We start from the raw sequence: 14,425 nt of genomic DNA, 5'->3' as shown, positions 1-14,425 counted from the left end.
TAACGGATTGATCGGGCAGCTGCGGGGTCCCTGGAAATAGTCCTCCATCAGACCGTACCCGAAACCGACACAGGTGGACTGGTAGAGAATACCAAGGCGCTTGAGAGAACCATGTTTAAGGAACTCGGCAAAATACCTCCGTAAGTTCGCGAGAAGGAGGCCCTGTTTGCGCGCAAGCGTGGGCAGGGGGCACAGACCAGGGGGTGGCGACTGTTTACTTAAAACACAGGGCTGTGCGAAGCCGTAAGGCGACGTATACAGTCTGACGCCTGCCCGGTGCCGGAAGGTTAAAAGGAGGGGTGCAAGCTCCGAATTGAAGCCCCGGTAAACGGCGGCCGTAACTATAACGGTCCTAAGGTAGCGAAATTCCTTGTCGGGTAAGTTCCGACCTGCACGAATGGCGTAACGATCTCCCCGCTGTCTCAAACATGGACTCAGCGAAATTGAATTGTGTGTGAAGATGCACACTTCCCGCGGTTAGACGGAAAGACCCCATGCACCTTTACTATAGCTTCGCACTGGCATCAGGATTGTGATGTGCAGGATAGGTGGTAGGCTTTGAAGCGGGAACGCCAGTTTCCGTGGAGCCATCCTTGAGATACCACCCTTCGCACTCTTGATGTCTAACCGCGGTCCGTTATCCGGATCCGGGACCCTGCGTGGTGGGTAGTTTGACTGGGGCGGTCGCCTCCTAAAGAGTAACGGAGGCGCGCGAAGGTTGGCTCAGAGCGGTCGGAAATCGCTCGTTGAGTGCAATGGCAGAAGCCAGCCTGACTGCAAGACTGACACGTCGAGCAGAGTCGAAAGACGGCCATAGTGATCCGGTGGTCCCAAGTGGGAGGGCCATCGCTCAACGGATAAAAGGTACGCTGGGGATAACAGGCTGATGATGCCCAAGAGTCCATATCGACGGCATCGTTTGGCACCTCGATGTCGGCTCATCTCATCCTGGGGCTGGAGCAGGTCCCAAGGGTATGGCTGTTCGCCATTTAAAGAGGTACGTGAGCTGGGTTTAGAACGTCGTGAGACAGTTCGGTCCCTATCTGCCGTGGGTGTAGGATACTTGAGAGGAGTTGCCCCTAGTACGAGAGGACCGGGGTGAACGTTCCACTGGTGGACCAGTTATCGTGCCAACGGTAGTGCTGGGTAGCTATGAACGGACAGGATAACCGCTGAAGGCATCTAAGCGGGAAGCCCCCCTCAAAACAAGGTATCCCTTGAGAGCCGTGGAAGACCACCACGTCGATAGGCCGGAGATGTAAGCGCAGCAATGCGTTCAGTTGACCGGTACTAATGGCTCGATTGGCTTGATTTGATCCGGTAGAAGGCAGACCGCCTTCGACCCAAAGCAAGCTCACTTCGGTGTACAAAATGGACAACACCCCGCCAAAGCCCAAAGGCCAAAGCGGAACGCGCGTTTCTTCCCCGGTCTGGTGGCTATAGCACGAGCGAAACACCCGATCCCATCCCGAACTCGGCCGTTAAGCGCCGTCGCGCCAATGGTACTGCGTCTCAAGACGTGGGAGAGTAGGTCACCGCCAGACCTGGAAAGAAACGTAACTTCTCTTTCAGAACTTTCCGACAAGACAACCCTGTCGCGGGGTAGAGCAGCCCGGTAGCTCGTCAGGCTCATAACCTGAAGGTCACAGGTTCAAATCCTGTCCCCGCAACCAGAACGATCACGCAAAACGCCGCCCCCAGGGCGGCGTTTGCCGTTCAAGGGGACGGGAACGCAGGCAATAGCCGGGCCGATCGTAAAAGCGCGGGCAAACGCGAGCGCCCGACCGAGGGGTGGCGGACAATGTTGGGACTTCGTGCGTCCGGTATTCGTGACCGTTCGGCGAAGCTATTGTGTCCAAATCTGAAGGTCGGCACTCCCCGCCCGTTTGCCTCCGCGGGACGAACCCACGTCGCCTCCGTAAACAGGGTCGCGGTGTAGCCGCGATCGATGTGCTCAGCATTAGCACCTGACGCGCAGCCGGCTCGCCATGCGAGACCAATGAGCGCGCACAGGATGGGAGGGGAGTTTGTTCCGGTTGGCTTTCCGGGGTCGAGAACGCCGCGCATTTGACGGCGCCATTTGGCAGTGTTCCGCACTCCGAATCGCTCGGCAGCACGTTTGATCGCGCTCCAGGGTCTGCCAGCGCTCCACGCAAGGAACAACCTTTGGATCGGGCCCTTTTGGGAGGCAGCGAAGGAGCGAATGGACCGCTCCTTCCAGTAAGCCGGGGAAGAAACATCTGACTTCGGATAGCGAGTCGAAGCCCCCGCGCGCTTAACCCGAAGATTCGTTCCGCCCCTATATCATCAGCCTTTATCCTCCTGATTCTTGACCCCGAAAACCACAGTCAGGACTGCCGCGATCAAGATCAGCCCGCTCACGAAGAACACGCCCCGCGGTCCGGAGAGTTCGAGCAGTCCGCCGCCCAGTCCCGCGCCGGCGGCGATGGCGAAGTTGATGGCGGCGACGATCAGGCCCCCGCCTGCCTCGGCCTGGTCCGGCAGGGCGCGGGTGATCCAGGTGGACCAGGACACTGGCACGCCGGCAAAGATCAGGCCCCAGAGCGCGATCATCAGCGCGTCCATGGCCGGGATTCCGCCAAACATCGACATGACCAATGCGAGCGCGGCAAGGACGAGCGGCAGCATGATCAGTGCAAGACGCAGGGAACGCTGGATGACGAAGGCGATCAGGTAGGTGCCGGCAAAATTGGCAAGGCCAAAGCCGAACAGGATTGCCGTTACGCCGTCGACACCCACGCCGGTCACGTTCTCCAGAAACGGGCGGATATAGGTGAAGAACGTAAAATGTCCGGCAAATAGCAGGAGCACCGCGAACATGCCGATCCCGATCCCGGGGCGGCCCAGGACCTCGAACAGGATCGCGAGGCGCGCCTTGCCCTGCGCGGGCAGGGGCGGCAACGTCAGCGCCTGAACCAGCAGCGCCAGAACTCCTAGGCCCGTCGCGGCGAGGAATACGCCCCGCCAGCCGATCAAGGCCCCCAGATAGCTGCCGACCGGCACGGCGAAGACCGTCGCCGCAGAAACGCCCATGAACATGATCGAAAGGGCGCGCGGGATCGCGGGTTCCGGCACCAGACGCATCAGCGTGGCGATGGAGAGGGTCCAGAAACCACCAAGCGCCATGCCCATCAGCACGCGCCCAAGCAGAAGGGCCACGAGCCCCGGTGCGCTCGCCACGATCAGGTTGGAGATGATCAACAGCACTGAAAAGCCCATCAGCACCCATCTGCGGTCGATCCCCCGCACCAGTACCGAGATCGAAAGGCTGGTCAAAAGGCCCACAAAGGCGGTGACGGTCACCGCCTGTCCGGCCGCGCCCTTGCTGATGTCCAGCCCCTCTGCCAGCGGCGTCAGCAGGCTGGCGGGAAGGAATTCGGCTGTCACGAGCGAGAAGACGCCGAGTGACATGGAAAAGACCGCCCCCCAGGCCGGTCTGTCGTGTGTTTGTGGAACGGGTCCGGACGTGGCGTCAGTCATAAAGGCTCCGGATGACATGCGGCATTCCTTGGCGTTGTGGTTTGGCTGCCTGTGCATGTATCTGGAAACTGCGGACGAACTATGTCAGTCTGACCGTTATGTTTGATCCAAACACCGAATTGCACGAGAGCCATGACGCCGTCAGCGAGGTGCTGCTGGGCATGCGCCTGCGTGACGCGACCTATTGGCGGGTGCGGCTGACACCGCCCTTCGGGGTCGATTTCAAGACCAGCGACATGGCGCGGTTTCACTTTATCGGACAGGGGCGGGCGTTGCTGCTCATGCCCGATATCGCGCCTCGCATCATGTCCAAGGGCGACGCGGTGCTGATCCCGCGCGGACATCCGCATCAGTTGCTGTCCGGCCCCCGTGTCGCCGCGCGGGACTTCGACAGCTTTACCCCAGAGACGGTCTGTCCGGCTTTCTGCGAGATCCGCGCCTGCGACATGGCCGCCTGCCGCACCACCGATACGACGATCCTGACTGGCGCGATGAAGCTGGATCTGGCCACCGTCCATCCGCTTGTGGCGTTGATGCCAGATGCCATGTCGGTTGGGGCATTGCTGGACCGCCAACCGGAAATGCACGCCATCCTCGCCGCCATGGAAATTGAGATGGCGCAGGACCGGCCGGGGTCGGCCGGGGTCCTTGCGCGGCTGGCGGATGTGATCGCGTCGTTGATCGTCCGCGGTTGGGTCGAGTGCGGCTGCGATAACGCCTCCGGCCTCATCACCGCGCTGCGGGATCCGCGCCTCGCACGGGTGTTGGTCGAGCTGCACCGCGATCCGGGGCGCCCTTGGGACGTCGCCATGATGGCCAGCCAGATGGGCGCCTCGCGCTCGATGTTTTCAGAGCGGTTCGTGGCGGTGCTCGGCGTCAGTCCCCTGCGCTATCTGACCGACCTGCGGATGCGTGTGGCCGCGCAACTGCTGGAGCAGGAAAGCGCGTCGGTGGCCTCGGTCGCCTTCCGCATGGGCTATTCGTCCCAGGCCGCCTTTACGCGCGCATTCAAGAGGGTGATCGGCACCTCGCCTGCCGCCCATCGACGGGGCGCGAGGCATTAACTCCTTGCGCCCAGTTGCAGCTGACGACGCGCCGAAGAATCGGGCGCCGCCCGCGGCATTCCCAAGTATAGCCTGCAATCCGCGTTAGCTAATACACGACCGTGCCACGCGTGATTGGAGTTGAGATCGCGCCCCCAGCGACGTATTCAGGGTCGTGATTACGCAGAAGATGAAGTACGCCCTCAAGGCCCTGATGGAACTCGCCGCCGAAAGGGCAGGCGAGGGTAAACCCTTGCGCATCGAGGAAATCGCGACCCGTGCCGATACGCCGAAACGGTTCCTCGAACACATTCTGCTGGAAATCCGCAACGCTGGGTTCATTGCCTCCGTCCGCGGTCGTCATGGTGGCTATATCCTGATCAAGAACCCTGGCGAAGTTCCCCTCAGCGAGATCATGCGCTTGATTGACGGCCCGATTGCCCCGCTGCCTTGCCTGTCGCGGCGTTCGTACCAGAAATGCGACGACTGCCCGGACGAGGAGGCCTGTCGCCTCCGCAAGGTCTTTGCCCAGGTGTTCTGGTCGTATCTTTTGCTGATCGAGTCGCTGACCTTGGCTGACCTCGTCGAGCGACCCGAATCAGGAAAGCCCCGCGTCGTAGCGGAGCAGCTTGGCATCTGAGGGACGCCGTCGCGGACACAAGCATGCGTCGCGAAACACCTGTTTTTCTTCACGACCAAAATAGGCGTGATTATTTTGTTGATTTTCTCGACCATCTCTGTCGTGATTATCGACATGGGGGCGTCGTGCCTCCGCCTCAGAGGAGGGTCCTCGCAATGATCCATACCGTTTCCGTCTCGCCGTATGTCCAGGCGCAAGGCATGCTGATTGAACGGCTGCCGGATGGCCGTCTGCTGATCGACGCCGGGGGTCGCAAGGTGATCGGCCGTCCCTTCAGGCCCGTGCCTCAGAAAACCCGCCGCTGGAAGGCCGCGATCGCCGCGGCCATTTTTGGCCTGACCTCGCTGGTGGTCGCCGCACCGCAGGCCTCGGCCGAGCCGCTGCTGAACGTCAGTTATGACCCCACGCGCGAGTTCTATCGCGATTACAACACCTGGTTCGCCAACTGGTGGACCGCGCAGGGCAACCCCGCGCCCCAGATCAAGACCTCCCATGGTGGGTCGGGCGCCCAGGCGCGGGCGGTTATCGACGGGTTGGCAGCGCAGGTCGTGACGCTGGCGCTCGCTTCGGACATCGACCAGATCGCGGCCCGCAGCGACCTGATCCCCAAAGACTGGCAATCACGCCTGCCGCACAACTCCTCGCCCTATACCTCGACCATCGTGTTCCTAGTGCGCGAGGGGAACCCCAAGGGGATCAAGGATTGGAACGACCTGATCGCCGAAGGCGTGCAGGTCATCACGCCGAACCCCAAGACCAGTGGGGGCGCGCGTTGGAACTATCTGGCCGCCTGGGGCTATGCCGAGCGCAACAAGCTGAATCCGCAGGATTTCGTCGCTGCGCTCTACCGTAACGTGCCGGTGCTGGATACCGGCGCGCGTGGCTCGACCACAACCTTCGCGCAGCGCGGCCTCGGGGACGTGCTGCTGGCTTGGGAAAACGAGGCTTACCTGGCCTTGTCCGAGTTGGGCGAGGACAAGTTCGACATCGTGGTGCCCTCCGTCTCGGTGCTGGCAGAACCGCCTGTGGCGCTTGTCGAGGGGCATCTGACCGACGCGAACCGCCCCCTTGCCACCGCCTATCTAGAGCAGCTTTACAGCCCGGAGGCGCAGGCGATGGCGCTGCGGCACTACTACCGCGCCTGGGATACCTCGGCCGCAGATCCCGCCGATGTCGCCCGCTTCCCGGAACTGGAGCGGCTGCCCATCGCCGATTTCGGCGGCTGGGCCGAGGTGCAGCCCAAGCACTTCGGTGATGGCGGCATCTTCGATCAGATCTATCAGGGCAAGTGAGATGGCCGCCCGGATGACCGCAAGGTCCCTCGCCCTCAGGACGCCCACCCCGATGCCGGGGTGGGGGCTGTCCTTCGGGATTATGCTGACGATGCTCTCGATCGTGGTTCTGGTTCCGATGGGGGTCCTTTTGTGGCGCGGCTTCATCGGCTTTGGCGCCGGCGCCATGTGGGAAGTGGTGAACCGCCCCCGCGTCTGGTCGGCCCTGGCGCTCAGTTTTCGCGCCGCGTTCGTTGCCTCGCTCTTCAACCTCGTGTTCGGTGTCGTGCTGGCATGGGTGCTGGTGCGCTACCGTTTTCCCGGCAAACGCATCATCGACGCCGCCGTTGATCTGCCCTTCGCGCTGCCCACCGCGGTCGCGGGTATCGCCCTGACCGCGATCTATGCGCCGAATGGCGTCTTTGGATCGGTGCTCGCCGACGCCTTCGGCATCCGCGTCGCCTATACCGAGCTTGGTATCTGGATCGCCCTCGTCTTCGTTGGTCTGCCCTTCGTCGTCCGCACCGTGCAGCCGGTGATCGAGGAGGTCGACCGCGAGACTGAGGAAGCGAGCGCCACCCTCGGTGCCTCTCGACTGAGGACCCTGACCCATGTCGTGCTGCCGATGCTGGCGCCTGCGGCCATGACCGGGTTCGCCCTCGCCCTGGCCCGGGCGGTCGGCGAATACGGATCGGTCATCTTCATCGCCGGCAACCTGCCCAACGTGACCGAGATCGCGCCCCTACTCATCGTCATCCGGCTGGAGGAGTTCGATTATGACGGGGCCGTCGCCATCGCCATCGCGATGCTGAGCATCTCGTTCACGCTGCTCCTCGCCATCAACCTCATCCAGGTCTGGAGCCGCCGCCGCATGGGCGCGGTTTGAGGGAGGGACCCATGACCGACACTCTGAGCATTCCCGCCCCGCTGCGCCGGTATCGTCAGGCGACGACGGAACCCGCGCTGATCAAATGGGCGCTGATCGGGCTCTGCCTCGCGATCCTGGCGGTGCTGCTGTTCGCGCCCCTGATTGCTGTCTTCGGCGAGGCGCTGGGCAGCGGCTGGGCCCTCGCGCTCGCGTCCCTGTCCGAGCCTGATGCGCGAGCTGCCATCCGGCTGACGCTGATGGTGGCGGCGATTGCCGTGCCGCTGAACGCGGCTTTCGGCATCGCCGCCGCCTGGGCCATCACCAAGTTCGACTGGCGCGGCAAGGCTTGGGTCATCACCCTGATCGACCTGCCGTTTTCCGTCTCGCCGGTCGTCGCTGGCCTTCTGTTCGTCCTGATGTTCGGTGCCAATTCTGCCCTCGGCGCGTGGTTGGTTGCGAACGGCTTTCCCATCGTCTTTGCCGTGCCCGGAATCGTGCTGGCGACGCTCTTCATCACCTTTCCCTTCGTCGCCCGCGAACTGATCCCGGTCATGCTCGAACAGGGGCGGGCCGAGGAGGAGGCCGCGCTGACCCTTGGCGCCTCGGGCTGGCGGACCTTTTTGACAGTGACGCTGCCAAACATCCGCTGGGCGCTGCTCTATGGCGTCCTGCTGTGCAACGCCCGCGCGATGGGTGAATTTGGCGCGGTCGCTGTCGTCTCGGGCAAGATCAGGGGCGAGACTACCACGATGCCGTTGATGATCGAGATGTTCTACAACGAGTATCTGTCGGTTGCGGCCTTCACCATGGCGGGCGTCCTGGCGCTGCTCGCCTTTGTCACCCTTACCCTCAAGACGGCCCTGGAATGGCGCTTTGCCGACCAGCTGGCCGCCACCCACCGGCATTGACGGGGATCCCATGAACATCGACATCGAAGAGATTTCCAAGGATTTTGGCGTCACGACGGCCCTGCATCCCGTGTCGCTCTCCATTCCGTCGGGCAGTCTGGTGGCGCTGCTCGGCCCCTCGGGCTCAGGCAAGACCACCCTGCTGCGTATCCTTGGGGGGCTTGAGTTTCCGAACGCGGGGCGCGTGCTGTTCGACCAGACCGACGCCACGGGTCTGAGTGTCCAGGAGCGTCGCGCGGGCTTTGTCTTTCAGTCCTACGCGCTGTTCCGGCACATGACCGTGTTCGAGAACATCGCCTATGGCCTGCGTGCCCGCCGGCGCCAGTCGCGGCCGCAACCGGCCGAGATCGCGCGGCGCGTGACAAAGCTGCTGGAGCTGATCAAGCTGCCCGAGATCGGCGGCCGCTATCCCAGCCAGCTCTCTGGCGGTCAGCGGCAACGCGTGGCCCTGGCGCGCGCCCTCGCGATCGAGCCGCGGATGCTGCTGCTGGACGAGCCCTTCGGCGCGCTCGACGCCAAGGTCCGCAAGGAGTTGCGTCAGGGTTTGCGCGACATCCATGACACTACCGGGCTGACCAGCATCTTTGTCACCCATGACCAGGAGGAGGCGATGGGGCTGGCCGATCTGGTGGTCGTCATGTCGATGGGCCGGATCGAGCAGGTGGGCAGGCCCGACGACATCCGCGCGCGTCCAAGGACGGATTTCGTGCGCGAGTTCATCTCGGCCTGACAGAGGCCACTGGCGCGCGCCCCCGCGTCAGTGGAAATCACGGCTGGGAAACAGCTTTTTCGCCTGCTCTCGCGGGTGGGCGGCGGTCGATCTGACCCGCGCTGCGGGCAGGTTGGCCTGCCCTTGCGGAGCGGCTGGCGGAGGGGGCGCCAAGGGTCGGCCCAGCAAGGATAGCAGGGCCGAGACATCCTCGACCCGTTCGGCGATCACATGCAGGATGGGGCCATTGCGTTCTATCCGGCCTGTCACCCGCACCAGGCGACCGGTGATTACCGCCTTGCGGAACTCCTCGTAAACCCTTCTCCAGACAACGATGTTTGCCGTGCCCGTGTCGTCCTCCAGCGTCAGGAAAATGACCCCGGAGGCCGTTCCCGGACGCTGGCGGGTAATGACCAGGCCGGTCAGGGTCACGCGGCCGGCCGCTTTGGTCAGGCCGATGTTCGGCAGGCTTTCGGGCAGGTTGGCGCGCAGCAACTCCATCGGATGCGCCCGCAGGGACAGTCGCAGCGAGATGTAATCCTCCAGCACCTCCTGGCCGAGCGTCATTTTCGGCAGGTGAACCTGCGGCTCGTTCTCGACCTCGGTATCGGCCCCGAACAGCGGCAGCGGCGCGGGGGCGGTCAGTGCCTTGGCGGCCCAGATCGCCTGCCGCCGGGGGATATCGAGGGGGGCAAAGGCGTCCGCTTCGGCCAGCTGTTCGAGAACGCGGGGAGGGATGCCGGCCCGGCGCCAGATGCTTTCGACATCGGGATAGCCGTTCGCCCGGGCCGCGACGATCCAATCGGCGTCCTCCTCGCGCATTCCCTTAACCTGCCGAAACCCCAGCCGTAATGCCAATGTGCCATCCGACGCGGGCTCGAGCGTGCAATCCCAATGCGAATGGTTGACGGAAACCCCGCGCACCTCGACGCCATGTTCCCTTGCATCGCGGACCAATTGCGCCGGGGCATAGAATCCCATCGGCTGGCTGTTGAGCAGGGCGCAGGTAAAGACGGCCTGGTAATGGCACTTCAGCCAGGCGGAAATATAAACCAGCCGGGCAAAGCTGGCGGCATGGCTTTCAGGAAAGCCGTACGAGCCAAAGCCCTCGATCTGGGCAAAGCAGCGCATTGCGAAATCGGCGTTATAGCCGCGCTCGAGCATGCCCGAGACAAAGCGATCGCGAAAGGATCCGATCGTGCCCATTCGCTTGAACGTGGCGAGGCTGCGACGCAGGCGGTCGGCCTCGGACGGAGTAAAGCCGGCGGCGACCACGGCGATCTGCATGGCCTGTTCCTGAAACAGCGGCACGCCATAAGTGCGACCCAGGACCTCCATCATGGCGGGGCCAAGGTCCTCGACCGTCTCAAGCCCCATGCGCCGGTTGATGAAGGGATGGACCATGCCGCCCTGGATCGGACCGGGACGGACGATCGCAACCTCGCAGACCAGATCATAAAGGGCGCGCGGCCGCATCCGGGGCAGGAAATTCAACTGCGCCCGGCTCTCGACCTGAAAGACGCCGATCGCATCGGCCCGGCACAGCATGTCATAAATCACCGGGTCTTCGGCCGGAACATTCGCAAGATTCAAATCGCGGCTGTAATGCTGGGACAAAAGCGAGAATGACTTTCGGATTGCCGTCAGCATCCCAAGACCCAGAACATCGACCTTCAGCAATCCGAGGGCATCGATATCATCCTTGTCCCATTCGATGATGGTGCGATCCTCCATCGCCGCATTCTCGATCGGGCACAACTCGTCGAGGCGACCCTGCGTTATGACAAACCCCCCGACATGCTGGGACAGATGCCGCGGAAAACCGATGATCTCGCCGATCAGGCGCACGGCCAGTTGCACGCGCCGGTCGACCTGGGACAGCCCCGCATCCCGCAACTGCCGCTCGTCCGGTGGTGAGGAGGACCAGCCCCAGATCTGCCCCGACAGCCGCGCGATGACATCCTGAGACAGGCCCATGACCTTGCCGACCTCGCGAATGGCGGCGCGGGATCGGAAATGGATCACGGTCGCCGTCAGGCCCGCGCGCTCGCGGCCATAACGGCGATAGATCCACTGGATCACCTCCTCGCGGCGCTGATGTTCGAAATCGACGTCGATATCGGGCGGCTCGCCGCGTTCCTTGGAAATGAAGCGCTCGAAAATCAGCGTGATGCTTTCTGGGGGCACCTCGGTAATGCCCAGCAGATAGCAAACCACCGAATTGGCGGCCGATCCGCGGCCTTGGCAAAGGATCCCTTCGGACCGGGCAAAGCGGACGATATCGTGCACTGTCAGGAAATAGGGCGCATAATTCATCTCGCCGATCAGGGTCAGCTCCTTTTCCACCCGTTCGACGATCCTGGGCGGTAGTCCGGCGGGATAGCGCCAGCCGAGGCCCTCATAGGTCAGCCGCTCCAACCGCTTTTGCGCGGGCTCTCCCTCCTGGTTTTCCTCGGGATACTGGTATTTCAGATCACTGAGGCGGAAGGCGCACCGATCCGCAATCTCCAGCGTGCGGTGAATTGCGGCGGGATATCTGTGAAAGATGCGCGCAATCTCTGCCCCCGATTTCAGGCGGCGCTCGCTGTTGGCCAGCCGCTGCGCGCCGATGCTGTCGATGGTCAGCCGCTCGCGCAGGCAGGTCAGAACATCCGCCAGTGGCCGGCGGTCGGCGCGATGCATCAGCACGTCGCCAACCGCGACCATTGGTAGGCCGACCGCCTCGGCCAGCCGCGCCAGATGATCGAGGCGGCGTTGGTCGCGACCATCATAGCGCGGCGCCGCGCCCAGAAAGCAGTGAGCGGGGAATGCCCTGGCAATGGCTTGCAAGGGGTCGCGTGTTGTCGTGGCATTGCCATCCAGAGGATCGGGCGGCAGGGCGATCAGGATCATTCCCGCGCCAAACTCGATCAGGTCGGCCTGTTGCAGGTGGCATTCCCCTTTGGGCGCACGCCGCTTGCCCAGCGACAACAGCCGCGTCAGGCGGGACCATGCGGGCAGATCGATGGGCAGGGCGAGCCATTCGACCGCGCTGTCCATCAGCACCAACCGGCTGCCGATGATCAATTTCGGCAGCGCCGCCTCCGGCAGCGAAGGCGCCCCGGTCTCGCCCGTGAAGTGCGGGACCGTCTGGCGGCTGGAATGATCGGTAACCCGGCGCGAGCGTATCGTCGGGCCATTCTGGGCAGCATCCTCCGTCGCCAGTGCCTCGTCCCGCAACCGGACAAGCTCCTTCAGCGCGGAATAGGCGCGCACCACCCCGGCGACCGAGTTGCGGTCGGTGATGGCGATGGCGGCAAGGCCAAGTTCTGCCGCGCGGGTCAGCAGCTCCTCCGGGTGGGAGGCCCCCGTCAGGAAGGTAAAGTTCGACGTGGTGCAAAGCTCGGCATAGGGGCGGAAGGGGGCTTGGGCGTTCATGCGAATTCCCCCTGCACATACCAGTTGGGATGGCCGGCTGTGGCATCGGCCTGAGGGGTCGCGAACAGCCACAGGCGTGGCCCCTCGTTGGTCTCGATCCGCCAGTAATCGCGCAGGCCGGACCGCCAGGCGGGATCGTCGAACCACCATTCGGGGGTGATACGCTCGGGTCCCGTCGCCCGCAGGGTGGTGAAGCCCATGCGGCGCCAACGAAAACGGTCGGGCGGCTCACCACTGACGGCCATCGCCGGCTCTGGGGGAAACAACGTGATCGGGCGGGCAGGCCCGACCCGACAAGGCGAAGGCTCCGCTGCCGCATAGGCCGCCGGGGCAAGGATAAAGCTGCGCTCGGGGATCAGGCTCTCGGCCGGCAGCAGGCGCAGGACTCGGTCAAAGCCGATCCGGTTGCCGAGCGAGGACAGCAGGTCGGCCAGGACATCCTCGGGCCCGGGCGCGGAACCGCCGCCCACCTGCTCGGGGGCAAGCCCCTCGACCAGCGGTGCGCTGAGGCGCAGGGCGTCGATGCCAAAGCCGGAATCGACCTTGTCGACGGCCTTGGTGAACAGGGCCGCGATGCGCACCGGGTCGCGCATCGGGCGGGCCAGGCCAATCTCGATCCGGGCGGTGCCGCGGTCCACGCGCCGCAACTCCAGCCGGATGCGGCGCGCGCCCATGTGGTGTGTCGCCAGCTTGGCGCAAAGCCGTTCCAGCAGGCGCTGCAGGCCCGCCATGACATCCGCCTGCAGGCCGATGGGTTCGGGCAATGTCATCCGTACCCCGAAATGCGGTGGGTCGGGCTCTGCCGCCACGGGCTCGGGCTGGTTGCCGAGCGCCTGGTCGAGACGTAGCACCAGCCCCTGCCCAAATCGCCGGGCGAGGGGCGCGCGGGGCAGGGCGGCCAGATCGGCAATTCGCAGCAGCCCAACCCGCGCCAGCGAGCCGGCGGTGTCATGATCGACCCGCAATGCCGCTATCGGCAGTGGGCCGATGCCTTGGGCCAATTGCCCGATGGCAACGATCCCGCCGCCGTGCCGGGCGAGGGCATGGGCCGCGCCGCGGGTTTCGGCAATGGCGCTGACGGCGTGCAGGCCCGCGCGATCCAGCCGGGCTTGCAGGTCATCGCGCAACTCGGCCTCGCCCCCGAACAGATGGGCGACGCCGGTGATGTCGGCCATCAACCCGTCGGCGCCGTCATTTGCGACCATCGGCGTATAACGCCCCGCCCAGCGGCGCAGGCTGGCAAGGGCCGCCGCCTCGCGCGCCAGATCCGCCGGGCGGGTGGCGAGGTCGGGGCAGATGGCGCGGGCGTCCGCCAGGGACATCCCTCGCGACAGTCCCCGCGCCGAGGCCGGCGGGTTGAGGCAGTGCAGATGGTCGGCATTGCTCGCGCGATGGGTCAGGGCAAACGGCCCCTCAAGGGGTCTTGCGCGCAGACTCGTGTCGCTCGCCAGTCTCGGAAACCATATGGAAAGCAGCCGACGAGCCATCCCAGTCCAAAACCCAGCTTCCTAATGTTCCCTTTTTGTTCTTTTTAAGGGCCCATCGATGCAGAGTCGAGTCCGCTGCCGGGCTGCGCAGCGGCTCGCACATCCAGCGAGTTTCACTGGCGTTGCTACCCGCCCCCTGGTGAATCAGGACGAGGCCGGTGGTTCCCCCGGCCTCGGCCGCCAGCTGCAGCCGCCGTCCTGCTGTCAGTGACATGGGTTTTTCCGGCTCGGCGATGACGAGGCTGACGGGGGCGGCGCGCAGCGCCTCCTCGGTGCACCACAAAAGGTCGATCTCGCCCGGGGGCCGCAGGATTTGCAGCCGCTCGCCGACCCCCGCGGGCAGGCCACGCAGCATCGGCATCTCGGGGACATGGGCGGGCAGGATCCAGACCAGCGGCCCCGCGTGGCGCGCCGCCTGGAATAGGGCAAAGGCCCGCCGGCCGCCGCCCTCGGCCTCGTGAACGCGCCGCGCCCGCAAGGCGAGCCGATCCGCGCCAGCAGGGTCTACTGGCATCCCCGTCATCGATTCCTTCATCGGCTGCAAACTGTCGTCTGGCCGCGATGGCCGCAAGTCACACGAC

At 64.3% G+C, this 14,425-nt stretch carries 10 protein-coding genes, 1 tRNA gene and 2 rRNA genes (1 of these 13 running past the window's edge); 9 read left to right on the top strand and 4 right to left on the bottom strand.

Annotation, left to right across the window (positions count from 1 at the left end; all coding sequences use genetic code 11):
* From DRW48_RS00365 to DRW48_RS00355, 3 genes are all read left to right on the top strand, one after another.
* Positions 1-1,315 (top strand): 23S ribosomal RNA (locus tag DRW48_RS00365); it begins 1,515 nt to the left of the window's first position.
* Between the two features lie 114 nt (positions 1,316-1,429).
* Positions 1,430-1,544 (top strand): 5S ribosomal RNA (gene rrf / locus DRW48_RS00360).
* 52 nt (positions 1,545-1,596) lie between these two features.
* Positions 1,597-1,673: transfer RNA gene (locus DRW48_RS00355), tRNA-Met, on the top strand.
* 634 nt (positions 1,674-2,307) lie between these two features.
* On the opposite strand, the gene DRW48_RS00350 is transcribed toward DRW48_RS00355, so the two are convergent.
* A complete protein-coding gene (locus tag DRW48_RS00350) occupies positions 2,308-3,432 on the bottom strand; it encodes an MFS transporter (protein ID WP_199286129.1) in 1,125 nt (374 codons plus the stop codon).
* A 167-nt stretch (positions 3,433-3,599) separates the two neighbouring features.
* Here DRW48_RS00350 and DRW48_RS00345 point away from each other — a divergent pair, with 167 nt between their 5' ends.
* The 6 genes from DRW48_RS00345 to DRW48_RS00320 all read left to right on the top strand — a co-directional run bounded on the left by DRW48_RS00345 (position 3,600) and on the right by DRW48_RS00320 (position 8,961).
* On the top strand, positions 3,600-4,565 hold the full coding sequence (locus DRW48_RS00345) for an AraC family transcriptional regulator (protein WP_114074682.1): 966 nt from the start codon (positions 3,600-3,602) through the stop codon (positions 4,563-4,565).
* Positions 4,566-4,719: 154 nt separating this feature from the next.
* Positions 4,720-5,184 (top strand): RrF2 family transcriptional regulator, encoded by a 465-nt coding sequence (locus tag DRW48_RS00340; RefSeq protein WP_114074681.1) that lies wholly within the window; start codon positions 4,720-4,722, stop codon positions 5,182-5,184.
* Positions 5,185-5,339: 155 nt separating this feature from the next.
* A complete protein-coding gene (locus DRW48_RS00335) occupies positions 5,340-6,476 on the top strand; it encodes a sulfate ABC transporter substrate-binding protein (RefSeq protein WP_114074680.1) in 1,137 nt (378 codons plus the stop codon).
* Positions 6,477-6,489: 13 nt separating this feature from the next.
* The gene (gene cysT / locus DRW48_RS00330) at positions 6,490-7,341 is read left to right on the top strand and encodes a sulfate ABC transporter permease subunit CysT (RefSeq protein ID WP_114077248.1); all 852 of its coding nucleotides are present in this window, start codon (positions 6,490-6,492) and stop codon (positions 7,339-7,341) included.
* A gap of 11 nt (positions 7,342-7,352) precedes the next feature.
* Positions 7,353-8,231 carry a sulfate ABC transporter permease subunit CysW gene (gene cysW, locus DRW48_RS00325; RefSeq protein ID WP_114074679.1) on the top strand — a complete coding sequence of 293 codons (879 nt, stop codon included), beginning with the start codon at positions 7,353-7,355 and terminating at the stop codon, positions 8,229-8,231.
* A gap of 10 nt (positions 8,232-8,241) precedes the next feature.
* Positions 8,242-8,961 (top strand): sulfate/molybdate ABC transporter ATP-binding protein, encoded by a 720-nt coding sequence (locus DRW48_RS00320; protein WP_114074678.1) that lies wholly within the window; start codon positions 8,242-8,244, stop codon positions 8,959-8,961.
* 27 nt (positions 8,962-8,988) lie between these two features.
* Here DRW48_RS00320 and DRW48_RS00315 read toward each other — a convergent pair whose 3' ends face one another.
* From DRW48_RS00315 to DRW48_RS00305, 3 genes are read right to left on the bottom strand one after another with little or no spacing between them, the layout of a single operon-like run.
* Positions 8,989-12,357, bottom strand: a complete 3,369-nt coding sequence (locus tag DRW48_RS00315) for an error-prone DNA polymerase (protein ID WP_114074677.1) — start codon at positions 12,355-12,357, stop codon at positions 8,989-8,991.
* Positions 12,354-13,844: a Y-family DNA polymerase gene (locus DRW48_RS00310; RefSeq protein ID WP_114074676.1), complete on the bottom strand. Its 1,491-nt coding sequence runs from the start codon at positions 13,842-13,844 to the stop codon at positions 12,354-12,356. Before DRW48_RS00310 ends, DRW48_RS00315 begins: the two co-directional genes overlap by 4 nt.
* Positions 13,771-14,367, bottom strand: coding sequence for an ImuA family protein (locus DRW48_RS00305; RefSeq protein WP_241963311.1), 597 nt, complete (start codon positions 14,365-14,367; stop codon positions 13,771-13,773). The genes DRW48_RS00310 and DRW48_RS00305 overlap by 74 nt, the downstream gene beginning before the upstream one ends.
* Positions 14,368-14,425 lie beyond the last annotated feature (58 nt).

Source organism: Paracoccus suum (assembly GCF_003324675.1).
In the GTDB taxonomy this organism is placed as follows: Bacteria; Pseudomonadota; Alphaproteobacteria; order Rhodobacterales; family Rhodobacteraceae; genus Paracoccus; species Paracoccus suum.
The sequence above is the reverse complement of the archived record's forward strand: the minus strand, read 5'-3'. Positions and strand labels throughout refer to the sequence as shown.

Coding starts and splice junctions, on each gene's coding strand:
- DRW48_RS00335 (WP_114074680.1), top strand. CDS start 5,340: ATGATCCATACCGTTTCCGTCTCGCCGTATGTCCAGGCGCAAGGCATG.
- cysW (WP_114074679.1), top strand. CDS start 7,353: ATGACCGACACTCTGAGCATTCCCGCCCCGCTGCGCCGGTATCGTCAG.
- DRW48_RS00315 (WP_114074677.1), bottom strand. CDS start 12,357: ATGAACGCCCAAGCCCCCTTCCGCCCCTATGCCGAGCTTTGCACCACG.
- DRW48_RS00305 (WP_241963311.1), bottom strand. CDS start 14,367: ATGACGGGGATGCCAGTAGACCCTGCTGGCGCGGATCGGCTCGCCTTG.
- DRW48_RS00310 (WP_114074676.1), bottom strand. CDS start 13,844: ATGGCTCGTCGGCTGCTTTCCATATGGTTTCCGAGACTGGCGAGCGAC.
- DRW48_RS00350 (WP_199286129.1), bottom strand. CDS start 3,432: ATGTCACTCGGCGTCTTCTCGCTCGTGACAGCCGAATTCCTTCCCGCC.
- DRW48_RS00320 (WP_114074678.1), top strand. CDS start 8,242: ATGAACATCGACATCGAAGAGATTTCCAAGGATTTTGGCGTCACGACG.
- DRW48_RS00345 (WP_114074682.1), top strand. CDS start 3,600: ATGTTTGATCCAAACACCGAATTGCACGAGAGCCATGACGCCGTCAGC.
- cysT (WP_114077248.1), top strand. CDS start 6,490: ATGACCGCAAGGTCCCTCGCCCTCAGGACGCCCACCCCGATGCCGGGG.